This is a genomic window from Brevirhabdus pacifica, assembly GCF_002797755.1.
Classification (GTDB): Bacteria; Pseudomonadota; Alphaproteobacteria; order Rhodobacterales; family Rhodobacteraceae; genus Brevirhabdus; species Brevirhabdus pacifica.
Genome location: NZ_PGFI01000015.1, coordinates 41739 through 65494 on the forward strand (window position 1 = coordinate 41739; position 23756 = coordinate 65494).

General features: G+C 68.6%; 20 protein-coding genes. 1 reads left to right on the top strand and 19 read right to left on the bottom strand.

All coding sequences use genetic code 11. The features are described 5' to 3' along the window. Window position 1 precedes the first annotated feature (1 nt). The 10 genes from pseG to CLV77_RS15455 form a co-directional block, all read right to left on the bottom strand. Window positions 2–1624, bottom strand: coding sequence for a UDP-2,4-diacetamido-2,4,6-trideoxy-beta-L-altropyranose hydrolase (pseG, locus tag CLV77_RS16885; protein WP_076981311.1), 1623 nt, complete (start codon window positions 1622–1624; stop codon window positions 2–4). A 28-nt stretch (window positions 1625–1652) separates the two neighbouring features. Next, window positions 1653–3029: a glutamate-1-semialdehyde 2,1-aminomutase gene (locus CLV77_RS15415; protein WP_076981312.1), complete on the bottom strand. Its 1377-nt coding sequence runs from the start codon at window positions 3027–3029 to the stop codon at window positions 1653–1655. 10 nt (window positions 3030–3039) lie between these two features. Further along, entirely contained in the window at window positions 3040–3768 is a 729-nt protein-coding gene (locus CLV77_RS15420; RefSeq protein WP_076981313.1) for a cytidylyltransferase domain-containing protein, read from the bottom strand. Then, window positions 3765–4685 (bottom strand): Gfo/Idh/MocA family oxidoreductase, encoded by a 921-nt coding sequence (locus tag CLV77_RS15425; RefSeq protein WP_076981314.1) that lies wholly within the window; start codon window positions 4683–4685, stop codon window positions 3765–3767. The genes CLV77_RS15420 and CLV77_RS15425 overlap by 4 nt, the downstream gene beginning before the upstream one ends. Next, window positions 4682–5590, bottom strand: coding sequence for an aldo/keto reductase (locus CLV77_RS15430; protein ID WP_170043971.1), 909 nt, complete (start codon window positions 5588–5590; stop codon window positions 4682–4684). The genes CLV77_RS15425 and CLV77_RS15430 overlap by 4 nt, the downstream gene beginning before the upstream one ends. After that, on the bottom strand, window positions 5587–6756 hold the full coding sequence (gene pseC / locus CLV77_RS15435) for a UDP-4-amino-4,6-dideoxy-N-acetyl-beta-L-altrosamine transaminase (RefSeq protein WP_076981316.1): 1170 nt from the start codon (window positions 6754–6756) through the stop codon (window positions 5587–5589). Before pseC ends, CLV77_RS15430 begins: the two co-directional genes overlap by 4 nt. Before the next feature lie 3 nt (window positions 6757–6759). Beyond that, the gene (pseB, locus tag CLV77_RS15440; RefSeq protein WP_076981317.1) at window positions 6760–7758 is read right to left on the bottom strand and encodes a UDP-N-acetylglucosamine 4,6-dehydratase (inverting); all 999 of its coding nucleotides are present in this window, start codon (window positions 7756–7758) and stop codon (window positions 6760–6762) included. Window positions 7759–7785: 27 nt separating this feature from the next. Continuing rightward, window positions 7786–9063: a UDP-N-acetyl-D-mannosamine dehydrogenase gene (gene wecC, locus CLV77_RS15445; protein WP_076981318.1), complete on the bottom strand. Its 1278-nt coding sequence runs from the start codon at window positions 9061–9063 to the stop codon at window positions 7786–7788. Then, window positions 9060–10196 (bottom strand): non-hydrolyzing UDP-N-acetylglucosamine 2-epimerase, encoded by a 1137-nt coding sequence (gene wecB, locus CLV77_RS15450; RefSeq protein WP_076981319.1) that lies wholly within the window; start codon window positions 10194–10196, stop codon window positions 9060–9062. The genes wecC and wecB overlap by 4 nt, the downstream gene beginning before the upstream one ends. Before the next feature lie 152 nt (window positions 10197–10348). Then, window positions 10349–12484: a GumC family protein gene (locus CLV77_RS15455; protein WP_076981320.1), complete on the bottom strand. Its 2136-nt coding sequence runs from the start codon at window positions 12482–12484 to the stop codon at window positions 10349–10351. 227 nt (window positions 12485–12711) lie between these two features. On the opposite strand from CLV77_RS15455, the gene CLV77_RS15460 reads away from it, so the two are divergent. Beyond that, on the top strand, window positions 12712–13515 hold the full coding sequence (locus CLV77_RS15460; RefSeq protein WP_233128118.1) for a metallophosphoesterase family protein: 804 nt from the start codon (window positions 12712–12714) through the stop codon (window positions 13513–13515). A 143-nt stretch (window positions 13516–13658) separates the two neighbouring features. On the opposite strand, the gene CLV77_RS15465 is transcribed toward CLV77_RS15460, so the two are convergent. The 9 genes from CLV77_RS15465 to CLV77_RS15500 all read right to left on the bottom strand — a co-directional run. Further along, window positions 13659–15032, bottom strand: coding sequence for a polysaccharide biosynthesis/export family protein (locus tag CLV77_RS15465; protein WP_197685793.1), 1374 nt, complete (start codon window positions 15030–15032; stop codon window positions 13659–13661). Between the two features lie 173 nt (window positions 15033–15205). After that, the gene (locus tag CLV77_RS15470) at window positions 15206–15439 is read right to left on the bottom strand and encodes a hypothetical protein (RefSeq protein WP_076981321.1); all 234 of its coding nucleotides are present in this window, start codon (window positions 15437–15439) and stop codon (window positions 15206–15208) included. Window positions 15440–15734: 295 nt separating this feature from the next. Then, window positions 15735–16412: a YjbF family lipoprotein gene (locus tag CLV77_RS15475; RefSeq protein ID WP_157802077.1), complete on the bottom strand. Its 678-nt coding sequence runs from the start codon at window positions 16410–16412 to the stop codon at window positions 15735–15737. Between the two features lie 68 nt (window positions 16413–16480). After that, window positions 16481–18694: a YjbH domain-containing protein gene (locus CLV77_RS15480; protein WP_157802079.1), complete on the bottom strand. Its 2214-nt coding sequence runs from the start codon at window positions 18692–18694 to the stop codon at window positions 16481–16483. A 103-nt stretch (window positions 18695–18797) separates the two neighbouring features. After that, the gene (locus tag CLV77_RS15485; protein WP_076981322.1) at window positions 18798–20015 is read right to left on the bottom strand and encodes an SGNH/GDSL hydrolase family protein; all 1218 of its coding nucleotides are present in this window, start codon (window positions 20013–20015) and stop codon (window positions 18798–18800) included. Between the two features lie 2 nt (window positions 20016–20017). Continuing rightward, window positions 20018–21928 (bottom strand): carbamoyltransferase family protein, encoded by a 1911-nt coding sequence (locus tag CLV77_RS15490; RefSeq protein WP_076981323.1) that lies wholly within the window; start codon window positions 21926–21928, stop codon window positions 20018–20020. A gap of 13 nt (window positions 21929–21941) precedes the next feature. After that, window positions 21942–22091, bottom strand: coding sequence for a DUF5989 family protein (locus CLV77_RS16560; protein WP_100053142.1), 150 nt, complete (start codon window positions 22089–22091; stop codon window positions 21942–21944). Between the two features lie 89 nt (window positions 22092–22180). Then, the gene (locus tag CLV77_RS15495; RefSeq protein WP_076981324.1) at window positions 22181–22585 is read right to left on the bottom strand and encodes an SxtJ family membrane protein; all 405 of its coding nucleotides are present in this window, start codon (window positions 22583–22585) and stop codon (window positions 22181–22183) included. 161 nt (window positions 22586–22746) lie between these two features. After that, window positions 22747–23756: UDP-N-acetylglucosamine 4,6-dehydratase family protein (locus tag CLV77_RS15500; RefSeq protein ID WP_157802080.1), on the bottom strand; the 1010-nt coding region annotated here is incomplete at its 5' end.

Consider the following 23756-nt stretch of genomic DNA (forward strand, 5'->3'; position numbering starts at 1 on the left):
GTCAGTTCTGGTCCTTGGGATGGGGCTGCCGGAACGGGGATGTCCCGGGCAGGGACTGGAAGTTGGTGGCGTCGATCCGGCGGTAGCCGGCAGCCTCGAAAAGCTTTTGCGAGGCCCTGTTTCCGGCGGCGACATGGGCCCGGATCACCGGGGCCGGATGCCTGGCCCGCAGCAGGCGCAGCGCCGCCCCCGCCAGTCCCCGGCCGTGAAGATCCGGCGCGATCAGGATCGAGACCTCCTGGGCGGCGCCGGTTGCATCCCCCGCGCCGACGGGATCCGGGACGGGATCCAGCCGGACCATCCCTGCCGCCATACCATCCTGTTCGATGATGTAGAAGGGCGCGCCCCGTTCAAGCCGCCGGTCGAACCAGGCGCTGTGCTCGTCCCAGGCGGGGGGGCGGGGGTTGCGGGCATGGCGGCGCGTGACCGGATCGCATTGCCAGGCAAAGAGCCGCTCCTTGTCACCGGGTCCGGCCGGGCGCAGGCCGATGTCCGAGGGCGCGCCTCCTTCTGCCCCCGCGCCACCCGGGAAGGCCAAAAGCGCCTCGACCACCCGGACGGCCCCGGCCCCGTCGCAGATCGCCCGCGCGGCCTGCGACATGGCCAGCCGCCGCGGCGCATCCGCCCCAAGCCCGGCCAGTTCGCGGCGCAGGAGCTCTGCGTCCAGGGCCTCGGCCCGGCCCAGATCCACCGCCGCCCCGGCCCCGCCAAGGGCCCGGGCGATGCCGGCCTGGTTGTCCGCCAGGACCAGCATCAGGGTCGGAAGACCCAGGCAGCAGCGTTCCCAGGCGGTGCTGCCGGCGGCGCCGATGGCAAGGTCGCTCCGGCTCATGAGATCGGCCATGTCGCGGACGTCGTGGTGCAGCCGGGCGGAAAAGCCCAAGCCTGCGATCTGCCGTGCGACGCTGTCCCGCCAGGGGGCCGCGGGGCCCAGCACGACATCGACCTCGGGCCCGCCGTCCGCGCCCGGCCAGGCCATCCCGTCCATCGCCGCCAGAAGCTGGCCGGTGACATTCTCCCCATCGCTCCCGCCCAGCGAGATCAGCAGCCGCCGGACCGGACCCGCGGCGTCCCGCCGGGCCAGGGCGGCCGGGCGCGCGGCGGCGAACTCGGGGCGCAGCAGCGCGTAGCGCGGCCCCAGAAGACAGCGCGCGCCTTCGGGCAGAAGAGGGGCATAATCGGCGGCGCGGCGGCCCTGGGTGGGATCGAGCAGCAGGTCGGCGTCATGGGGCCGGTCGGCCAGGTCGTCGATCGCCAGGACCAGGGCGCCCGTGCGGCGCATCACCCCCTGCCAGCGGGCATCGCGCTGGTAGTGGTCACAGACCACCAGATCGGGACAAAGCCCGGCATCGGCGAGATGGTCCAGGATCTCCTCGGCCTCCTCCTGCTGGTCCGCGCAGGCCGAAAGCGCGATCAGCCCGTGCCCCCCGGCGGCCAGCCGCCCGGCCAGGGGCGGCGGCAGATCCCGGCTGCAGAAGACGGCGCGCACCCCCTGCCCGGCCAGCGCGTCGGCCAGGGTCAGGCAGCGCATGACATGGCCCAGCCCCAGCTGGGCCGAGGCATCGGCCCGCAACAGGGCCAGCCCCCCGGCGCCCTGTTCCACGCCTTGCCCCGCGCTCAGCATGGCCGGGCCCCTGGCGCCGCCCGCGACATCAGTTGAACTTGCGGAACACGGGCCTGGCGGCGGGACCCTCCAGCCGCGTCTCGACCGCGCCCTCCGAAAGGTCCCGGGCCAGGCAGGACAGGCTCTCGCTCAGGGCGTTTCGGGTTATTTCCAGCTCCGCCTCGCCATGGGCCTCGGTGATGGTGATCCAGGGGATCAGCACGTCCCGTGCCATCATGTACTGATGAAAGAGCGTGTGCAGCGTGGGCCAGTAGGCGCCGCTTTCGTCGGTGCACAGGATCTGCGGGTTGGCGTCGAACCCGATGATGCGGACATGCTCGCCAAGCCCGGCCTCGGCGATCGCCGCGCGCACCTGCTGCTTGAGCCTGGCCCCGGTCTTCCAGATGTGGCTTTCGACGTCATGTTCATCGTAATGGCGCATGGTCGCCAGGGTGGCCGCCAGCCCCACCGTCTCGGAGCCGTGGGTCTGGGACAGCAGGAACACCCGCTCGCGGTCGTGGTGGATGCCGCCCAGCTCCATGATCTCGCGCCGGCCCGACAGGACCGAACAGGAATAGCCGTTCGAGATCGCCTTGCCATAGGTCGCAAGGTCCGGGCTGATGCCGTAGTGGTAATGGGCCCCGCGCAGGCCGAAGCGCATGCCCGCGATCATCTCGTCGAAGATCAGAACCGTGCCCGTGGCGCGGGTCTTGTCGCGCAGGTATTGCAGGAAATTGCCGGTGTTGTCGCCGCCCCGGGCGATGCCCTCGCGGGTCAGATCGCTGTCGCGCGGGTCTTCATAGGGGGAATCGTTCTTGACCGGCTCCAGGATAACGGCCGCGATCTGGCCTTCGTATTCGTCGAAGACCCGCTCGACGCTGGCGCGGTCGTTGTAGGTGAACTTGAGCGTGTAGCCGCGTTCGCTTTCCACCGTGCCCGAGTTCATCTCGGTCGAGCCGATGAACCAGTCATGGATGGAAAAGAACGGGTGGCTGCCGCAGACCAGCACGTAGCGCCGCCCGGTGTGGGCCCGCGCCAGCTTGACCGCCGCCGTCACCACGTCCGAGCCGTTCTTGCCGAACTTGACCATGTCGGCATCGGGCAGCAGCGCGGTCAGATATTCGGCCAGCTCGTATTCCAGCACCCCGGGGCGGGTGAAATTCGCGCCCCGGCGCAGGGCCGTGATCACCGCGTCGTCCACCACGTCATGGGCATGGCCCAGCGACATCACCCGGTTGCCCATGGCCCAGTCCAGATAGCGCCGCCCGTCGGTATCCCAGCAATAGGCCCCCTTGCCGCGGGCCATGACGCCCGGGGCGTTGGCGGGAAACTGGTCGTCGCCCTTGCTGTAGGTGTGGCTGCCGCCCGGAACCAGCCTGTGCAGGGCCGCCGAGATCTCTTGCGAAGTCATGTTCTTGATGGTCATGGCCAGTCTCTCAGAATCCGGAGTGAAGGTGGCGGTTGTTGATCTCCAGCCGACCGGAATCGAACAGGGCGATCAGGTCCTTCTGGGTGAAGTCGTAGCGGCGACCCTCCTGGGTAAAGATTTCCAGGATTTGCGCGATCAGATCCAGATCTTCCTGGTAATCCACCGACACGAAGATGTCGGGGCGGATCTCGTCGGGGTCGGGGGGCGAGGCATAGGCGGTGGCCAGCCCATCGGATGCCTTGAAATAGGGGATCACATGTTCCCGATAAAGATCGCTCCGGGCCTCGTGGTCGGCCCGTTCAAGCGCCTTGGTGGTGATGAAATCCACCGAGGTTCCATAGATCCATCCTTGGGGATGGGTGGTGAAGATCGCGTCCAGCCCCTCGGCCCTGTGCAGCTTGTGCAGATGGGGCAGGCAGCAGGGATCGACCAGGGGATCGTCCCCTGTCACGCGGGCGATCTCGGTGAAGCCGAACTGCCGGGCGCATTGCAGATAGCGATCGATCAGATCGTTTTCGCTGCCCCTGAAGCACGCGACCCCGGCCGCGCGGGCGATCTCGGCGGTCCGGTCGTCATCCGGGGTCTGCGACGTGGCGACCACCACATTCCGGATACCGGCCCCTGTCAGCCGTTTGATCTGATAGGCCAGCATCGCTTCGCCCTGCAGCAAGGCCGCGATCTTGCCCGGACGCCGCGAGGAGCCCATCCGGGCCTGTATGATGACGCCGTAGCTCATGTATCCCGATGTCCCAAACTGACGATTTCAACCGCTCTGAAAAGCCTGTCGCGGGCCGAAACACGGCCCTTCACACTATCCGCCAGAAAGACCTCCAGCGCGGCGCGGAAGGCGGTGAAGCTGTCGCGGAAACTGGTCTGGCAGAAGCCTGCCGTGCCAAAATATCCGACTTCGATCGGGGCCGCGACCTCTCCCAATGCCTCGATCGTGCAGGAGGGGCCGTTCTCGAAGCGGAAGCTGACGGTCAGGGCGCCGTCGTCGTGGCCGTCGCGGCCCGGGCGGAAGAGGCAGACATCGCGCGGTGGGCCCGCGGCCGCATCGCCCAGGGCGGCGAGGATCGGGTCGACCACATGGATGGCGTATTTGGCCCAGGATTTCGGCACCCTGGCCGAGACATGGCGAATGTCCCCCAATGATGCCTTTTGCCCGTCCGAGAGCCGCATTTCAGGCGCATGAAGCAGCGCCGAGCAGGAAAAGATCTGTCCCGCGCGCTGTTCCAGCGCGAACAGCGCCTCCGCCCCCGCGCGGCTCAGTGCCAGGGGCTTGTCGATATAGATCGGCAGCCCGGCGGCAAGGAAGGGGCGCGCCAGGGCAAGGTGGTTTTCCGCGTCGTCCCGCGCCAGCAGGATCGCGTCCACATGGCCGATCATCGCCTCGGGGGTCGGGGCCACATAGGGGATGCGGGCGGCGGCGGCCACCTTTTGCGACAGGGCCTCGTCCTGGGTCCAGACATGGGTGACGCGGGCGCCGGCGATGGCGTCGGCGGGAAAGCTCTGGCGGGACAGGTAATCGGGGATCGCGGGGAAACCGCAATCGGCCATCGCCTCGGGCTCGTAGCCATTGAAGATGGCCGACCAGGAATAGGGATGGCCGTTGCCGGGGCTCAGCCCCAGGATCCCCAGGCGCAGATCGCTCATGCCGCCCTCCAGTGGCGGGGGTCCACAAGCTGCGGATCCTCCAGCGACAGGGCCGAGAAATCGGGCAGGGGCACGGGGCTGTCATGGGCCGCGATCAACTCGTCCAGCTGATCGGCGTCCTGCACGCCCACCACGATCCGCTCCACCTGGGGCAGGCTGCGCAGAAACCCCAGGGCGGCGGCAGCGGGGGTCAGCCCGGCCTCGGCCACCAGATGGCGCCAGCGGGTCAGATGGGGGCGCAGATCGTCGAACCGGCCCGGCAGGGCCGCGGGATCGGCCAGCAGCACCCCCTGCAGGAAGGCCGAGCGCACATGCAGCTCGATCCCCCGCGCGGCCAGCTCGTCCAGCACGCCCGAGCGGATCAGCCGCTGGTCCAGCACGTTCATCGGCAGTTGAACGATCTGGGGGGCATGGCGGGCCAGCACCGCGCGGATCTGCTCCGCGTCATAGACCGAGACCCCGATCCGCGCGACCAGGCCGGCCTCGCGCAGGGCCTCGGCCCGGGTAAAAAGCGTCTCTCCACCAGGGGAAAGCAACACGTCGGCATTGTGGAACAGCAGCCCCTCCAGCCGGTCGCGGCCCAGCTGCGCCAACGAGTGGCGCAGGCGGGTCTCCAGCCCGTCGGGATCCTCCAGCAGGGCATTGCCCGCCGGGGTCTTGGTCACCACCCGGAAGTCCTGCGCCGCGGGCTGGGCGCCGATCACCGCCTCGCTGCTGCCATAGGCGGGGGCGGTGTCGATCAGGTCGATCCCGGCCGCCGAAGCGCGGTCCAGGATCGCCGCGACCACGGCCGGGTCGGGCTGTCCGGCGGTGTTGGTGGCGCCGTAGGCCATGCCGAACTGGGCCCCGCCCAGGGCCAGCTTCATCCCGGCGGGCGCCGCCCCCGGATGCCCGCCCCCCTTCACGCCAGCACCTTGCGCAGGGCCGCACAGACCCGGTCCTGGTCGGCGTCGGTCATGGTGGCGAAAAGCGGGATCGACAGGGCGCGCGCGTAATAGGCCTCGGCGACGGGGAAATCCCCCGGCTCGTGGCCCCGCGCCCGATAGAAGGGCTGAAGATGCACGGGGATGTAATGCAGGTTGACCCCGATGCCCTCGGCCCGCAGCGCATCGAAGATCCGGGCCTGGTCGGCACCCGGCCGGTCCAGGTCCAGCTGCACCAGGTAAAGATGCCAGGCCGAGCTGCGCCCGGGCGCCTGGTGGGGCCGGCGCAGGGGCAGCCCCTCGAGGGCAACGTCATAGGCGGCGGCGCGGGCGGCGCGGGCGGCGACATAGTCCTCAAGCCGGTCCATCTGGCTGATGCCCAGGGCGGCCTGCAGCTCGGTCATGCGGTAATTGTAGCCAAGGGCGACCTGCTGATAATACCAGCCGCCATCGGGGGCATGGGTCATCAGATCGGGATCGCGGGTCACCCCGTGGCTGGCGGCCAGGCGCATGGCCCGGTCCAGATCCGCGTCATTGGTGGTGGCGGCGCCCCCCTCGGCGGTGGTGACGATCTTGACCGGATGAAAGCTGAAGACGGTGATGTCGCTGTAGCGGCAATCGCCCACCGGCCTCTTATCCGGACCCGCGCCCAGGGTGGCGCCGATGGCGTGGGAGGCATCCTCGATCACCCGCACCCCGTAGCGCCGCGCCAGCGCATGGATCGCCGGCATGTCGCAGGGCTGGCCGGCCAGATGCACCGGCACCAGCACCTTGGGCAGACGGCCCGCGGCCTGGGCCGCGATCAGCTTGGCCTCCAGCGCCTGGGGGGACATGTTGTAGGTCTGCGGGTCGATATCGACGAAATCCACGTCAGCACCGCAATAGATCCCGCAATTGGCCGAGGCGACGAAGGTGACGGGGGTGGTCCACAGCAGGTCCCCCGGCCCCAGGCCAAGGGCCATGCAGGCGATGTGCAACGCCGAGGTGGCGCTGTTGACTGCCACCGCGTGGGCGGCATCCGCCCGGGTGGCCAGGACCTTCTCGAAGGCGGGGACCCGGGGGCCCTGGGTCAGGAAATCCGAGGTCAACGCCTCGACCACGGCATCCACGTCCGCCTGCCGGATATCCTGGCGACCATAGGGGATCACGGCTCAGACCTTCCCGATCTTGTCGGCGTTGGTGGTGATCCAGGCCTCGAGCTCGGCATCGCTCATCCACTCGCTGTTGGTGTCGCTGGCATAGAGGAACCCCTCGTCCACCGGGCGGCCGTCCTTGATCCGGTTCTCGCTGCGATACCAGTCGTTGATCGAGGGCAGGATCTTGAAATGCTCGTCGTATTCGAAGGTGAAGCTGGCGTCCTCGATGCCGATCATCTGCTCGTGCAGCTTCTCGCCGGGGCGGATGCCGACGGTTTCCTGCCGGGCCTCGGGGGCCAGCACACGGGCGATGTCGGTGACCTTCATCGAGGGGATCTTCTTGACGTAGATCTCGCCGCCTTCCATGTCCTCGAAGGCGTGCCAGACCAGCTCGACCCCCTGTTCAAGCGAGATCATGAACCGCGTCATGCGCGGATCGGTGATCGGCAGCACGCCGCTTTCGCGGATCGACTGGAAGAAGGGGATGACCGAGCCGCGCGAGCCCATGACATTGCCATAGCGCACCACCGAGAAGCGGGTGGCGTGTTCGCCCACATAGGCGTTGCCGGCCACGAACAGCTTGTCCGAGGCCAGTTTCGACGCGCCATAAAGGTTGATCGGGCTCGAGGCCTTGTCGGTCGACAGCGCCACCACGCCCTTGACCCGCTTGTCGATGCAGGCGTCGATCAGGTTCATCGCCCCCATGACGTTGGTCTTGATGCACTCGAAGGGGTTGTATTCGGCCGTGGGCACGATCTTGGTCGCCGCCGCATGGACCACGTAATCCACCCCGTCGAGGGCGCGGTAAAGCCGGTCGCGGTCCCGCACATCGCCCACGAAGAAGCGGATGCGGTCATCCCCCTGGTAGCCCTTGGCCATCTCCCATTGCTTCATCTCGTCCCGCGACAGGATGATGATCTTCTTGGGATTGTATTTCGCCAGGGTCATCGGCACGAAGGTGTTGCCAAAGGAGCCGGTGCCCCCGGTGACCAGGATCGTACTGTTTTCCAACATCTTTATGCCTACTCTCGAAAGCTCTTGTTATGCTAGGCGCCAGACGCCCTGAGCGTCCACCAAATAGCCCTGCGGCGGCGCCGCCTCCTTGAATTCCCGGTGCCCGACCAGCATGACATGCAGATCGGCCGTGCTCCGGGCGGTGTCCAGATCGACCAGGTCGATACCGCCGCCGGGCGCGCCCTCCAGGCTGGCCGGCAGCGCGCGGATGTTGGGCTCCACCGCCATCAGCGGCCCGGCGTGGCGGGCGCCCAGGGTCTTCACGATCCCCAGGGCCGGGCTTTCGCGCAGATCGTCGATGTCGGGCTTGAAGGCCAGCCCGTAGCAGGCGATGCGGATGCGGTCGGCTGCGCAGCCCCGATCGGCGGCGATGCGGGCCACGCCTTGCAGCACCTTCTCGACCACCCATTCGGGCTTGTCGTCGTTGACCAGCCGCGCGGTGCGGATCAGCCGGGCGGCCTCGGGGGTGCGCGAGACGATGAACCACGGGTCCACCGCGATGCAATGGCCCCCCACCCCGGGGCCGGGCTGCAGGATGTTGACCCGCGGGTGGCGGTTGGCCAGGCCGATCAGCTCCCACACGTCGATGTCGAGCTGGTCGCAGATCACCGACAGCTCGTTGGCAAAGGCGATGTTCACGTCGCGAAAGCTGTTCTCGGTAAGCTTGGCCATCTCGGCGGTGCGGGCATTGGTGATCACGCAATCCCCCTGCACGAAGGTCTTGTAGAGCGCCATCGCCTCTTGCGAGCAGCGCGGCGTCATCCCCCCGATCACCCGGTCGTTGGAGAAAAGCTCCTGCATCACCTTGCCGGGCAGCACCCGTTCGGGGCAATGGGCGACCCGGATGTCCGAGGCCTCACCGGCGTTCTGGGGAAAGCTGAGATCGGGGCGCGCCTCGGCCAGCCAGGCCGCCAGCTTCTCGGTGGCCCCCACCGGCGAGGTCGATTCCAGCACCACCAGATTGCCCGCCTCCAGGACCGGCGCGATGGCCTGGGCCGCGGCCTCGATATAGCTGAGGTCGGGCTCGTGATCGGCGCCCCTGAAGGGGGTCGGCACCGCCACCAGAAACGCCTGCGCGGGCTCGGGCGTGGTGGTGGCCCGCAGATAGCCTTCGGTCACGGCGGCATGGACCGCGATGTCCAGATCAGGCTCTACAATGTGGATTTCGCCGCGATTGATGGTCTCGACCGCGGCGGCGTTCACATCGACCCCCACCACCTCGATCCGGCGCGAGGCGAAGACGGCGGCGGTGGGCAGGCCGATATAGCCCAGACCGATCACGGATATCTTGGAAAAGGGCGTCATCTGTCCGCTGTTCCCTTCTGGGCCAGAAATTCGAGGATGCGGGCACAGGCGCGCCCGTCCCCGTAAGGGTTGTGGGCCCGGCTCATGGCCTCGTAGGCCGCGGGCTCGTCCATCAGCCGGCCGACCTCGGTGGTGATGCGGTCGACATCGGTGCCCACCAGCCGCACGGTGCCGGCGGCGACGGCCTCGGGGCGCTCGGTGGTCTCGCGCATGACCAGCACCGGCTTGCCCAGCGAGGGGGCCTCTTCCTGAATCCCGCCCGAGTCGGTCACGATCAGATGCGCGGCCCCCATCAGATGGACGAAGGGCAGATACTCCAGCGGCTCGATCAGATGCACGTTCGGCAGATCGCGCAGCAGCCGGTTCACCGGCTCGCGGACATTGGGGTTGAGATGCACAGGATAGACGATCTGCGCCTGCGGATGGCTTTGCGCGATCCGCGCCAGCGCCTGACAGATCCGCTCGAACCCGCCACCGAAGCTTTCGCGGCGGTGGCCGGTGACCAGGATCAACGGACGGGCAGGATCCAGAAACGGGAATTGCGCCGCAAGCCGGGCCTTCAGCGCGGGATCGGCGTCGATCCGGTCGCGCACGCCCAGCAGCGCGTCGATCACCGTGTTGCCGGTCACCAGAATGCGGTCAGGATCGACATTCTCGGCCAGCAGATTGTCGCGCGCCCCCTCGGTGGGGGCGAAATGACAGGCCGCCAGCGCCCCGGTCAGCCGGCGGTTGCCCTCTTCGGGCCAGGGCGAATAAAGATTGCCGGTACGCAGCCCGGCCTCGACGTGGCCCACGGGCACCTGGGCGTAATAGGCCGCAAGGCTGCTGGCCATCGTGGTGGCCGTGTCGCCATGCACCAGCACCATGTCGGGCCGCCACTCTTCCAGCACCTCGGCCATGCCGGTCAGGATCCGCGAGGTGATCTGATGCAGGCTCTGGCCCGGGCTCATGATGTCCAGATCATGCTCGGGGCACAGCTCGAACAGCTCCAGCACCTGATCCAGCATCTCGCGGTGCTGGGCGGTGACGCAAAGCCGCGCCTCGAAGCGCGGATCCGAGGCCAGTGCCGAGACCAGCGGCGCCATCTTGATGGCCTCGGGCCGGGTGCCGAAAACGGTGAGTATCCTGGTCATTTAAGCGGACGTTATCCCAAGCTATCGAAATTGAAGGCCCCGGGGGGACGTTTGGAAATCAGGAAAAGAACTCTGCATGAAACCATGAAGGCCGGGGCGCTGCCCCGCCCCCCAGCCGAAAGGAAAATGCCTTCGCGCGCCCCTGCCACGGCTCAATTGTCGTAATACCCGCTGTAGGAGCCATAACCGTCCCCGTAGCCATAGCTCTTCATGCCCCGGTGGTTGATCTGGCTCAGCACCAGGCCCGAGACCCTGAGGTTGACGTTCTCGAAGGATTTCAGCCCGTCCAGCACCTGGCGGTGGGAGGTGCTGTCCCATTTCACCGTGTAGATGATGGCATCCACCGACTGGCCGATCACCCGGGCGTCGGGCACGGCCAGAACGGGCGGCGTGTCGATGATGATGTAGTCGTATTTCTGGCGCAGCTCGGCCAGGAAGCGGGTAAACCGCTCCGAGGAGAAGACGTCGGCGGCGTTGATGGCGGATTTCTCGCCCACCAGGATGTCGGCCTTCATCCGCTCCTCGTGGAAGACGACATCCTCCAGCGCGACCTCGCCCGACAGCACCGCCAGCAGGCCCTGGCGGCCCTCGATGTCGAAATACTCGGCAAAGACCCGACGTCGGATGTCGCCCTCGATCAGCAGCACCTTCTTGCCCAGCCCCGACAGGTTCTGGGAAAGCGCCAGCGACTGGGTGGTCTTGCCCTCGCCGGGGATCGACGAGGTCGACATGATGATCTGCGGCGGGCTGTCGATATCCGACAGCAAGAGCGAGGTGCGCAGGTTGCGGATCGCCTCGGCCGCCGCCGAGGTGGGTTTCTCGGTCAGGTATTTCAGCACGTTCTTGCGCCGCCGCGCCGGGATGGCGGGGATCTGGCCGATCACCGGATAGCCGGTGCGCATCTCCATCTCCTCGGCCACGCGGAAGGTGTTCTGGGCGAATTCCCGCGCCAGGATCAGTGTTGCACCCAGAAAGGCCCCCAGCACCAGCGACAGGGCCAGGATCATCGACTTGCGCGGCGCGGCGGGGCTCAGCGGCACGACGGCCCGGGACAGCAGCCGGCTGTCGGCCTGCTGGATGCCCTGCTGAACGCTGGTCTCCTTCAGGCGGTTCAGGAAATACTCGTAGATCAGCCGGCTGGCCTCGGCCTCGCGCTCCAGCTGCTGCAACCTGACCAGATCGCCGGACTGGCGCTCGATCTGGGCCTCCTGCTGGGCAATGGTGCTTTCCAGCGCCCGGATCTGGGCGGCGTTGCGGTCGGCCTCCAGCCGGGCGCGGGCGACGATCTGTTCGTAGCGGTCGTCGAAACTGGCGCGGCCCGTGGCGGGGTTGTTACGCATCAGCGTCGCGATCCGGTCCAGGGTCCGGTCGTTGGCCAGGGCGGCCATGCGCTCGGTATCGGCGGCCGCGGCGGCCTCCTCGAGGGCGGTGACCCGGGCCTCGGCCTGGGCCTGGGCGGTGCGGGCCTCGCCCAGCCGGTCGCGCAGCTCCTTGATCTGGCGGTTCAGCCCGATCAGCGCCTCGGGGCTGACCAGATCGGTGCCGGCGTTGAAGGCCTTGGCGGCGGATTCCGCGGCCTCCAGCTCGACCTGCAGCTGGCTGACCCGTTCGGTCAGGAACTCGGTCGCCTTCTCGGTGGCGGCGAATTTCACGTCCAGCTGGTCGCGGATGTAAAGCTCGGCCAGCGTGTTGGCGATCAGGGCCGATTTCTCGGGATCCTCGGTGACGGCGGTGATCTCGAAGACGTAGCTCTGGCGCACGTTCGAGACGAAGATGCGGCCAAGGACCATGTTTATGACACTGTCGCGCACGGTCTGTGCGCTGGGGGGCGGAAGCTCCGGGGCCGGGCCCAGGATCAGTTCGCGGACCAGGCCAATCACCACGCCCAGCGAGATCGCGGGCTTGGGGCGGATCCAGAAGTTGAACTCAGGGTCCTCGGCCAGGTTCAGGCGGTCGGCCAGCCGACCGATCAGCTCGCGTGAACGGATGACCTCCACCTCGGTGTTGATCGTGATCTGGTCCCCCGAGAGGCCGGTCATCACGCTTTCGATGTCGACCACCTGTTCCTGCCGGCTTTCCAGCGCGACCGTGGCGGTGGCGGTATAGGTGGGAACCGCCATGACGAAGGCGTAATATCCGCCGATCAGCAGGGTGACGAGGCTGGCCAGGATGATCCAGAATTTTCCTCGCCACAAAGTGCGGAAGATCTGACCAAGATTGATCTCGCCATTCTCTTCGCGCGCCAGGGCAGGCCGGGACGCGAGACGCGGGGAAACATCGGCTTTCATAAAAAATCCATAGCTCGCTGTGGGATCGTGTTCCCATACCCCGCTCTCGAACGCAACATTGCAATTGCCCGGCAGGTCACCCGCCGGTTTCCGCCAGAGGGCGAAATGGCGTTTTCCGCCGGGGCGAATTTGGGCTATTCCTGACCCGCGCCGCCCTCTCGCACCCCATTCTCGCGCCCCGTTCCCGCGCCCGCCCTGCTGCCCTGTTCTCGCAACCGGAGATCCCCGTGCTGACCCGCCTCAGATCCCTGCTTTCCCCCGGCTCCGCCCGCCCCCGCTCCACCCGCTCCGGCACGGCCCCCGCCTTCGACGCGCCGATCGCCCCCGACCGGCCCTTCTACGCGGTGGGCGACATCCACGGCCGCGCCGACCTGCTCGAGGCCGCGCTGGAGCGGGTCGAAAGCGACCAGGCCGGCCGCGACGAGATGGGCACGGCCCCGGCGCTGGTCCTGCTGGGCGATTACGTCGACCGGGGCGAACAATCGGCCCAGGTGCTCGAGCGGCTCTTCACCCTGGAACGGGATTACCCCGACCAGGTCGTCTGCCTGATGGGCAACCACGAGAAGATGATGCTGGAATTCCTCGACGACCCGGCCGGGCGCGGCACCCGCTGGCTGCGCAACGGCGGGTTGCAGACCCTGGCCAGCTACCGCATCGGCGGCCTGACCGAACGGGCCGCCGCCGAGGAGCTGATGGAGGCCTGCGAGGCTCTGGAAGAGGCTCTTCCGAAGGGAATGGAGGCCTGGCTGCGCGCCCTGCCCCTGCGCTGGCAAAGCGGCAATATCTGCTGTGTGCATGCCGCCATGGACCCGGACCTCGCCCCGGCCGAGCAGAGCGCCCGCAGTCTGCTCTGGGGTCACCGGGATTTCTTCACCCGGGCGCGGACGGATGGCATCTGGGTGCTGCACGGCCACACGATCGTGCCCGCGCCCGAACGGGCCGGCGGGCGCATCGCCATCGACACCGGCGCCTATGCCACCGGCCGGCTGACCACCGCCGCGCTCTCGCCCGGAACCTGCCGCTTCCTCTAACACGGTCCGGGACCGGCCGGCCGTCCGCCCGCCAGGCCCCGGCTTCATTGTCGTGAAAATATCCCCGCCGGAGGCCGCGCCGCACCCCGCGAGGGGGGCGGCGCTTATCGCAATCCGTTCGCGGCTGCCGAGGCCGCCGCTTTTTAGTTCGCGGCCGCCGAGGCCGCGGTTGTCAGCAGCGACGGCACGATCTGCTGCACGACCCGGTTCCAGCGGGTGATCGGCTGTTCGGCGATGAAGACCACGTCGTTGGGCCGCAGCTCCAGCCGCGTCGCCAGGGTGAAATTGGCCGCGTTGCGCGCATCCAGGTGCCAGGCCGTCACGGCGCCGAAATCGGCCGGGTCCGGCGATCCGCGCAGCACGTAGATCTGGCTGGGGTTGGCGGTCTCGGTGGCGAACCCGCCCTCGGCATAAAGCGCGTCGGCCAGGTTGGCCTTGCGGCCCAGCGGCAGGGGAAAGCGGCTCTGTTTCACGACTTCGCCGGTCAGGTAGACATAATCGCGGTCGACCGCGTCGAACTCGGCGCGGGCGCGGTAATTGTCGCGGCTCTCGCCCAGGGCGGCGCGGCGCAGCCCGACGGCGGCCTGCAGCTCGTTGAGGGCCTGGACCCGGGCGGCCTGGCGGAATTCCGACAGGCGGATCTGCTCGGCGAAATAGGCCTGGGCCTTGGTCAGTTCGAAATCCGTGTCCACGAACAGGCTGTCGCCGTCGACCAGCCGGACCTTCTGCAGCTCCTGGCGCTGGTAGAGCTGCTTGACCGGGATCTGGTAGAGCACCCCGTCGCGGTAAAGCCGGATCACCGCGAAATCATCGTCCACCAGCTGTACGCCGCCGGCGGCGGCCAGCGCCTCGGGCAGGTAGAGCGGGGTCAGACGGATCGGCACCACGGCGGCGTTGCGCACCGCGCCGCCGATCGAGACGCGCTTGGAGTTGAACTCGGCGATCTCGAGGCTGAACGACGGGTCGATCTGCGCTTCGACCAGGCGCTGGAAGACCTCGGCCTCGGCCTCTTCCAGGGTCATGCCGGCCAGACGGATGCGGCCCACCTCGGGGATGGCGATGGCGCCGTCGTCCTGCACCGTATAGCCCTGGCGGCGGTTCTGGGCGGCCAGCAGGCCGGTCAGCTCCTCGATGGTCGATCCGGCCTGGGGCGTGGCCAGCAGCACCACGTCGCCGATGCCGATCTCATAGGGGGTGACGGCGGGCGGCGGCGGCAGCTGGGTGACCAGCCGCGTCGGGCGCAGCTCGGGCCCGGTGGAGGCCGGCGGCAGCGCGCCGATGCCGCGTCCGCCCCCTGCCCCGCCGGCATTCTGGAAGAAGATCGCGGGCAGGCTCTTGGGATTGTAGTTGGAGCGGTTGGCCACCAGCACCGACTGGGGGGTGACCGACACCACGCGCACCTTGGCGTCGGCATCGCTGACACCGGCCTTCACGCTGGGAGAGATATAGGCGACGCCACATCCCGCCAGCGCCGTCAGCCCGGCAAGGGAAAGGCCGAAAATGAATTTCTTGAACATGCTGCCTCGTGCCCCGTATCCGAAAAATCGTTTCTTCTTCTTTGTCGGTTATCCGGTTCCGACTTGCGCCGTGCAAACAAAAAGGGCGGCCCGTCCATGCGAACCGCCCCTTTTTTTACCGATAGTGGCCGATCAGTATGCGACCGACCGCCGTCCGTCGATCCGTGTGCCGATCAGCGGGTGGTGCCCGAGCTGTTGTTCTCGGTGACGATGGCAACAACCGTCAGCAGGGTGATCGCGCCCACGATGAGGCCGGTCGCGCCAACGCCGGCGCCGCCCAGCAGGACCGGCGGCAGCGACTGGGTCGACTTGGTGGCGTCGAGCGGCTTGACCTCGGCGGCATAGGCGCCGGAAACCGGCAGGGCGACGAGCGCGGCGGCGAGGCCGGCAGCGACGATCTTTTTCATTACATTAACTCCAATTAGATGCATGCCCGCCAAACATAGATCACTTGCGGCGGTCTGGCAAATGAATCGGTGCAACAAACCCCTGTCATGGCAGGAATTTACCGGTCTTCCGCCGCTCCGCCCCGCGCCCCTCACCCCGCCCCGGCCCGCGCGTTCGCCTTCCGGTTGCCAAAGCCGTCCCCGGGGTCGCGGCCCGGGCGGCGGAGGGCGGCCAGAGCCGGGACTCGCGGGCGTGTTTCAGGCCGACAGAGGACAGGACCCGGAAACAGGCTCTCGACCAGGCTTCTGGTCAGGCTCAGGGGCGCAGCTGCTCGATGCGCAGGTATCCCGCCTCGGGGCCCACCCATTGGCGCGACTTGCGCACCGTGCCGTCGCCGCCGATCCAGTAGTCGTTGCGGAACTCCAGGTCCGGGCCGCGGCAGGTCTCGACCAGGTGGCGGGTGGCATAGCTGCGCGCAAAGAGGCTCAGCGTCTCGGCGCCGGCGACGCCATAGGCGCAGACGAAGCTGCGGGTCACCTCCTGGCGCTCGCCGTCGAGATAGCGATGCACCCGCACCGCCCCCTCGACCCTGCCCGCGCGCCCGCCAAGGAGCGCCGCGAGCGCCCCCAGCGGCTCGTCGAGATCGGCCGACACCAGGTCCTCGCCCAGCCCCTGGCTGCGCCCCAGAAGACCGGCGCGGAAGTTCAGGCCCAGCCCCTCGGCATCGCGCCAGCTGCGCCAGGGGCCGTTGTCGGCCACCGCGATCAGGGTGCCGCTGCGCCCCGAGGTCTCGTTGTCCACCAGCAGCACCGGCACCGGGGTGGCGTCCAGCATCTCGCGGGTCAGCACCTGGCGCGGATCGGGGGCGGCGGGGGCCGCCGCCTGGCCCGGGATCAGCCCCTTCAGCGCGCCGGTCGCCAGCGTGCCCAGCTCGCTTTTCTGGCTGCCGCAGGCCGACAGGGCCAGAAGGAGGGCCAGGAGGCCGGCCAGCATCAGGGCCCGGGAAAGAGGGCGCGAAAGGGGACGCGAAAGGGGGCGGGGCAAGGCGGAATGCGACACGCTCATCTCCAGAACCGCCCCCATTGCTCGGCCAGGCCCGGGTCCTGGTAGCCGCGCACCGTCTTGTAAAGCCGGTCCTGGACATTCAGCCGGGCGCCGCCGTCGCGGGTGATCGGCCGCAGGCTGATGTCATAGCGGGTGGTGCTGGGCCGGCCGGTGAAGAATTCCAGCGGCACGGTGAAGCGCAGCCCCTTGTCGAAGGAACCCTCGCCGAAATCGGAGAAGGGCACGTCGGTCAGCGTGGCATAGGCCCCGACCTTCCAGCCGTTGGCGAATTCGCGGTCGAGGGCCAGGGTGGCGCCCCAGTCGCCGGCCAGGTAGCGGCCCACGTCCAGCTGCGCGTGATAGTCGTTGCCCATGTCCCAGTAGGCCGAGACATGGCCCGTCACCACGTCATAGTCCTGAAAGCCGAAAAGCTGGTCGAAATCGCGCTTCTTGACGTAGTTGAGCTCGGCCCCCAGGGCCAGGCGCGCGGCGGGCGGCTTCCACAGGATCTCGGCCGAGACGCCGCCGAACATCTGCTCGAGGTAGCCCGCGGTCACCCGGCCGTAGAAATCGCGGCCGGGGCGGAAATACCGGGCCGCCGTCAGCTCGGTGATCGCCGGGTCGCCCTCGCGGCTGTATTGCACGGCGTCGGTGCGCACATGGGGCAGGACCGAGTTGGGCGGCCGGGTGGCGTCGTCGATGTTGCCGACCACGCGCTTCTGGACCGAGCCTTTCAGGATCAGCCCCGGCGTCGGTTCGTAACGCGCCTTCAGCCGCGCCCCCAGTTCCAGCCGCACCGGGCTGTCGGGATCGAAGAACGAGCTGGAGCCATAGGGTCCGAGCCCCCATTCGAAGCGCGGGTAAAGCCCCTCGGCCAGGACCAGTTCTGGGGAGGCGGGCGGCGGGGCGCCGCTGTCGATGCGGGCGCGCACGTAGGATTGCCAATTGCCGTCGGGCGCCAGTTCCAGCGCCTCCAGATCGCTGCGGCGAAGGGTGACGGCGCTGGCGGGGATGCCCTGGGTCATGGGCAGGATGGTGAAGCTCTCGACCGAGGCGGGCATGACGTTGCTCATCACCCGCGCCGTCCGGCCGATGGCCTGGGCGGTGGAGCCGTAGCGGGTGTTCTCCACCCGGACCTCGGCGCGGCGCGCGTCCAGGCGCATCCCCTCCAGGATCAGCCCCTCCTCGCCCAGCAGCTTCTGCAGGTTCTGCTCGAGGATGGTGCGGGCGTCGGCCTGGGCGGTCCAGGAGGTGTCGGCCGCGGCGCCCTCGGGGCGGCGCGCCACCGGCAGCGGCGCGGGGCCGATGCTGCCCTTCACCGGCGGGTGGCGGGGGTTGAGCGTCAGGGTCAGCTGCGCGGCCAGGGTGTCGCCATGCATGTAATAGCCCGACAGGGTCGTGCCCGGCCGCAGCCGGTAGCTGGCGCCGAAGTTGAACGGGGTGCGGTGGGTGAAATGATCGCGCCCCGGCGCCGTCTCCAGCGCGTAGGCATCCGAGGAATATTCCGCCATCAGGGTCAGCCGGTCGCTGGCCTGCCACTCGACGCCGCCGAAAAGCGCGGCCGGCCCGCGGAACCACTCGGCCCCGCGCAGGGTGCCGCCCTGGGCCGTGCCGGCGTTGCTGCGGGTCTCGAACCGGGCGTCGAGGGCGCCCAGCGGATTGGTGAACCCGCCCTGGGTGCCCAGCCGGCCCCAGCCAAGGCCGCCGGTGACGCGCAGGCGGGGGGTCAGGGTCTTGGTGGCGACGACATATTCGCCCGAATAGACCCCGGTGCCGATGAAATCGCGCAGGCCGATGGCCATCGCGGGCATGAAACGCCCCTCGTCGGCAAAGCGGTATTGCACGTCGAAGCTGCGATCGTAGGTCTCGCCGCCCGTCCCCAGGACGTAGTTGTCGATATAGCTGTAGCGAAAGCTGCCCGAGAGCCGCTCGGTGATCTGGAAGGACAGGGTGGCGCGGGTGGAGCGGGCGAACTGGCCCAGGGTGGCGGCCAGCTCGGCATCGGGGGCGGATGCGGCCGAGGGCATGTCGATCAGCCCCGTGGTGCCATAGAGCGTGTAGCCGACGGGCATCGCGGGCGATGCCGCGCGCGCGCGCTGGCCGGACGGATCGAGGGTCAGCCCGGCCTCCTGCGCCCGGACCCCGGAAAAGCCCGGCCACAGGCCCGAAAGCAGGGTGCCGACAGCAAGCGCCGTCAGCATCGTCAGGGAAATTCTGCCATGCTCGCTCATCAGGATCTTCCGCCCGTTTTCCATGTTTCTATGCCTGGCCCGCACCTCTGAACAGCCCCTGCGGAATCCTCCGCCGCGGTGTTGCGCAAGAGTAACCTAAGCGTCACCGTGCCCGGACCCCGCCCCGGTCCTTTTCCTGCCCCTTTTCCGGGGCCTTTTCCGGGGCTTTTTCCGGCCCCGCCCCAAGGCCCGTCAGCCAGGCCTGCACCCGCCCCGCGATGCGGCGATAGCCCTCGGCGCCGAAATGCGACCCCACCGGCGTGTAGAGGTCGGGCTCGGCCGCCAGGGCGGCCCGGTCGACATGCAGCAGCGGCACGCCCGCCTTCTCGGCAAAGCCGCGCACCGCCCCGGCGGTGCTGTCCTGGATGTCGTGGGGATAGCCTTCGGAGGGATGCTCGAGCAGCACGATCCGCAAGGCGGCCCCCTGGGCCCGGGTCTGGCGCAGGATGGCCGCGGCGACCTGGCCGAACAACCCGGCCTCCTTCTCGCGGGCCTCGATGATATCCAGCGTCTCGCCATAGCCCTGGGCGGCATAGGGCAGCTCCCGCCCCTGTTCCCGGCGCTCGAGATCCAGCGCGACCTGGCGGTCCAGGAAATGCTCCAGCCGCGCCGAGACCTCGTCGCGCCGGCCCGCCAGGTCCTGGCTGTAGGCGGGATCCTCCAGGTAGCGGATCAACGGGGTCGTCTTCTCCTCGCGCAGGTTGGCCATGTCGTTGCCGGCAAAGACGAACCACACCACCTGGCGCGCGCGCACCAGGGGGCCGAACTCGCGCAGGGTGGCCAGCTGGAACAGCGGCCCCGAGCCGCCCCGGCCCAGGTTCATCACCCGCTGCCCGGCGGCGCGAAACTGCCCTGCGAACGTGTCGGCCTCGGCCTCGCAGGCGCCTTCGGTGAAACTGTCGCCCAGAAGGATGTAATCGACCGCCCCGCCCAGCTGGCCGGCCGGGTTGCGAAAGCCGATCTCGTCCGAGATCCACGAGGCCCAGTATCCCGCCTCGTCGCAGAAAAGGATCCGCGACCGGGCGACATTGCCCAAGTGATAGAAGGCCGGCCGTTCGTGGAGCTGCGGGTTGAACAGATAGTGCGGGTAGACCCGGGGCTCGCGGCTGCGCATCTCCACCAGGGTCTGCAGCTTGGAGGGGCGTTCGGGCGGCGGCGCCAGCACGCCGGTCAGCTTCATCAGCGCCGCCACCGTGCTCGAGGGCGGCAGCGCGCCGCGGTTCTTGTGGTAGAAGGCCAGCGCGCTCACCATCTCCAGCACCACCAGCAGCACGGCGCTGGCCAGAAGAACCGATATGCCTGCCCGGACCGTGTCGCGCATCCTCAATCCAGCTCGTACATGTTGCGGTAATCCTGGCGCAGGGCGGGGTCCTGATCGTGCTTCACCAGCACGAAATCCTCGATCACCAGCATGTCCAGATCCGTTCCCATGAAACAGCGGAAGGCGTCATCGGGGGTGCAGATGATCGGCTCGCCGCGCACGTTGAACGAGGTGTTGGCCAGCACCGGGCAGCCGGTGAGCGCCTCGAAACGCGACAGCAGCGCGTGATAGGCCGGTGCGGTGTCGGCATCGACCGTCTGGATACGGGCGCTGCCGTCCACATGGGTGACGGCCGGGATCTCCGAGCGGGTGACCCGCAGCCGGTCCATCCCCTCCAGCCCGGCCTCTTCGGGGGCCGGGGGGCGCCGCCGCCGCGCCGCCACATCGGCGATCAGCAGCATGTAGGGGCTGTCCACGTCCAGCTCGAACCAGTCCTCAAGCCGCTCGCGCAGGACGCTGGGGGCGAAGGGGCGGAAGGATTCGCGAAACTTCACCTTGAGGTTCAGAAGCCTCTGCATATGGGGAAGACGCGGATCGGCCAGGATGCTGCGCCCGCCCAGGGCGCGGGGGCCAAACTCCATCCGGCCGCTCATCCAGCCAAGCGCCTGACCCCCGGCCAGGGCCCGGGCGGCGGTGTCGATCGCCTCCTCGGGCGACAGTCTGGAAAAGACCGCGCCGGCGGCGGTCAGCTGCGCCTCGATCTCGGCGGCACCATAGGAGGGACCCAGATAAGCGCCGCGCATCCGGTCGGGCGGCATCGGGGCCCGGGCGGCAGGGGCGCCCCCTTCCCCACCGGGGGCGGCAGGCGCGACGACAGAGGGCGTGGCGGCAGAGGGGGGCGTGCGCGGCCGGTCCAGCATGGCGTGCCAGACCGCCAGCGCCGCGCCCAGGGCACCGCCGGCGTCTCCGGCCGCGGGCTGGATCCAGATCCGGTCGAATATGCCCGCCCGGTGCAGCACGCCGTTGGCCGCGCAGTTCAGCGCCACGCCCCCCGCCAGGCACAGGTCGCGCTGCCCGGTCTCGCGGGCGGCATGGCGGGCCAGCTTGAGGATGATCTCCTCGGTCACCTCCTGGATGGAGGCCGCGATGTCCATGTCGCGCTGTTCCAGCGGGCTTTCGGGGGACCGGGCCGGCCCGCCCATCAGCTCCTCGAACCGGGGGTTGGTCATGGTCAGCCCGGTGCAATAGTCGAAATAGGACATGTTCAGCCGGAACGAGCCATCCTCGCGGATGTCGATCAGCCTGTCGCGGATCAGATCGGCGAAACGCGGCTCTCCGTAAGGGGCCAGCCCCATGAGCTTGTATTCGCCCGAGTTGACCTTGAAGCCCGCGTGATGGGTGAAGGCCGAGTAGAGCAGACCCAGCGAATGGGGAAAGTGGAGCTCCTTGCGGATGGCCAGGCGATTGCCCTCTCCCAGCGCCAGCGAGGTGGTGGTCCATTCGCCGACCCCGTCCATGGTCAGCACCGCCGCCGTCTCGAAGGGCGAGGGGTAGAAGGCGCTGGCGGCATGGCTGTAGTGATGTTCGCTGAACAGCAGCCGCGCGCTCCAGTCCACCTCTGGGTCCAGTTCGCCCAGCGAGCGCAGCAACGTCGATTTCTGGAACAGCTTGTCCTTGATCCAGACCGGCATCGAGGTGGCAAAGCTGCGCAGCCCCCGGGGGGCGAAGGCGAGATAGGTCTCGAGCAGGCGCTCGAACTTCAGGAAGGGCTTGTCGTAGAAGACCACATGGTCGACCTCGCCGGGTCCGATGCCGGCGGCCTCGAGACAGTAGCGCAGGGCGTGGATGGGAAAGCCCGGATCGTGCTTGATCCGGGTGAACCGCTCTTCCTGGGCCGCCGCGACGATCTCTCCATCCTTCAGGATGCAGGCGGCGCTGTCATGGTAATAGGCCGAAAGGCCGACGATATGCACGCGCGCTGGATCCTCAGAACAGGGTGTAGAGGAAAGGGGCCACGACCGAGCCCTGAGCCAGCACCAGCAGCCCGCCCAACACGGCCATCACCACGATGATCGGCGCCAGCCACAGCTTCTTGCGCGCCTTCAGGAACTGCCACATCTCGGCCAGGAAACTCATCGCCTTGTCCTCGAAATCTCTGCCTGCAAAACCGCGTTCCTTCCTGTTCCGGGCCCGTTTGCGGCCCTCTTGTCGTGCCCGTCGCCGGCTCAGAACTGCCGGCGGAACGAGTCCGGTTCCGGCGGCGCGCTCCCGCGCGGCTTCCAATGGCTTTTCCGGGCGGTGCCGGGCTTCAGGCCCAGTTCGTCCCGGCCCGCCACCCGCATCGCCAGGGCGACCGGGGTGATCAGCCCGAAATAGAGAAGCCCCAGCACCACCGGGCTGACGATGCGGCCCAGCAGATCGCCCAGACCCATCCACAGCCGGTTCAGCGGCCGCAGCCGGGCCGGCGCCAGCCAGGCCAGGCCCGCCGCCGCCAGCGCCAGCCCCACCAGCAGCCCGTCGCCGGGGCCGAGATGACCGTCCCGGTTCCACAGCAGGACCAGCGCGAAGACGGCCGCGAAGAACAGGCCGAAACGGCGGTCCGACGGCAATTCGGAAGCTCCGCTCCGCATGGCTGCTCTCCTTCGTGCTCTGGCAGGGGGTGGCCCCGCGGGGCCACCTTGGACGGTTGCGGGGGGGACGACAATACGCTTTTGCCGATAGGCGATCCCCGAGGATCGGGCCCGCCTGCCCCCCTCTCCCGGGCCTGGGGCCAGGGTCGGGATGGTCGCCGTCAGACCGCGGCGACCTGGGGGGAGTGATAGCCCTCGACCCGGGCGGCGATGATGCGGCGCAGGGCCTTGGCGTCGCCCTTGCCCAAGGCCTCCTGGATCTCGCGCAGCATGGCGGCGACCTCGATCTGCGACAGCTGCCCCTCCTCGGCGCAGAGGATCTTGTCATGGGGGGTGGCGCGCAGGCTGTCGTTGTCGATCAGCAGCTCCTCGTAGAGCTTCTCGCCCGGGCGCAGCCCGGTGATGCGGATCTCGATGTCGCCATCGGGCGATCCCTGCTCGCGCGGGCGCCGGCCCGACAGCGAGATCATGCGCCGGGCGACATCGATGATCTTCACCGCCTCGCCCATGTCCAGCACGAAGACCTCGCCGCCGCGGGAATAGGCGCCGGCCAGCAGCACCAGGCGGCTGGCCTCGGGGATGGTCATGAAAAAGCGCGTCACCTCGGGATGGGTCACGGTCACCGGCCCGCCCTGTTCGATCTGGCGCTGGAAGAGCGGCAGCACCGAGCCCGACGAGCCCATGACATTGCCGAAGCGGACCATGGCGAAACGGGTGCGGGGGCTGCGGGTCTGCAGATCCTGGATCACCATCTCGGCCAGGCGCTTGGTGGCGCCCATCACGTTGGTCGGGCGCACCGCCTTGTCGGTCGAGACCAGGATGAACCGCTCGACCCCGGCGGCCATGGCGGCCTCGGCCACGGTCTGGGTGCCCAGCACGTTGTTGCGCGCACCCTCCAGCTCGTTCTCCTCGACCAGGGGGACGTGCTTGTAGGCGGCGGCGTGCAGCACGATCTCGACCGCCTCGCCGGCCAGCACGTTCTGCACCCGTGCGCGGTTGGTGACCGAGCCCAGCCGGGTCGTCACCGCGATGCCCGCGGCCTCGGCCAGGGGGCGCAGCTCGCGGTCGATCTCGTAAAGGGCGTATTCGCTGCGCTCGAACAGCACGATCCGCGCGGGGCGGCAGTTGAGCAGCTGGCGGCAAAGCTCGGAGCCGATCGAGCCGCCGGCGC

What these genes read in the sequence shown, in the direction of transcription:
- wecB (WP_076981319.1), bottom strand. Translation starts at nt 10,196, where the DNA reads ATGACCAGGATACTCACCGTTTTCGGCACCCGGCCCGAGGCCATCAAG.
- wecC (WP_076981318.1), bottom strand. Translation starts at nt 9,063, where the DNA reads ATGACGCCCTTTTCCAAGATATCCGTGATCGGTCTGGGCTATATCGGC.
- CLV77_RS15475 (WP_157802077.1), bottom strand. Translation starts at nt 16,412, where the DNA reads ATGCTGGCCGGCCTCCTGGCCCTCCTTCTGGCCCTGTCGGCCTGCGGC.
- CLV77_RS15455 (WP_076981320.1), bottom strand. Translation starts at nt 12,484, where the DNA reads ATGAAAGCCGATGTTTCCCCGCGTCTCGCGTCCCGGCCTGCCCTGGCG.
- CLV77_RS15420 (WP_076981313.1), bottom strand. Translation starts at nt 3,768, where the DNA reads ATGAGCTACGGCGTCATCATACAGGCCCGGATGGGCTCCTCGCGGCGT.
- CLV77_RS15425 (WP_076981314.1), bottom strand. Translation starts at nt 4,685, where the DNA reads ATGAGCGATCTGCGCCTGGGGATCCTGGGGCTGAGCCCCGGCAACGGC.
- CLV77_RS15470 (WP_076981321.1), bottom strand. Translation starts at nt 15,439, where the DNA reads ATGAAAAAGATCGTCGCTGCCGGCCTCGCCGCCGCGCTCGTCGCCCTG.
- CLV77_RS15495 (WP_076981324.1), bottom strand. Translation starts at nt 22,585, where the DNA reads ATGCGGAGCGGAGCTTCCGAATTGCCGTCGGACCGCCGTTTCGGCCTG.
- CLV77_RS15465 (WP_197685793.1), bottom strand. Translation starts at nt 15,032, where the DNA reads ATGTTCAAGAAATTCATTTTCGGCCTTTCCCTTGCCGGGCTGACGGCG.
- pseG (WP_076981311.1), bottom strand. Translation starts at nt 1,624, where the DNA reads ATGCTGAGCGCGGGGCAAGGCGTGGAACAGGGCGCCGGGGGGCTGGCC.
- CLV77_RS15485 (WP_076981322.1), bottom strand. Translation starts at nt 20,015, where the DNA reads ATGCGCGACACGGTCCGGGCAGGCATATCGGTTCTTCTGGCCAGCGCC.
- CLV77_RS15480 (WP_157802079.1), bottom strand. Translation starts at nt 18,694, where the DNA reads ATGAGCGAGCATGGCAGAATTTCCCTGACGATGCTGACGGCGCTTGCT.
- CLV77_RS16560 (WP_100053142.1), bottom strand. Translation starts at nt 22,091, where the DNA reads ATGAGTTTCCTGGCCGAGATGTGGCAGTTCCTGAAGGCGCGCAAGAAG.
- pseB (WP_076981317.1), bottom strand. Translation starts at nt 7,758, where the DNA reads ATGTTGGAAAACAGTACGATCCTGGTCACCGGGGGCACCGGCTCCTTT.
- CLV77_RS15415 (WP_076981312.1), bottom strand. Translation starts at nt 3,029, where the DNA reads ATGACCATCAAGAACATGACTTCGCAAGAGATCTCGGCGGCCCTGCAC.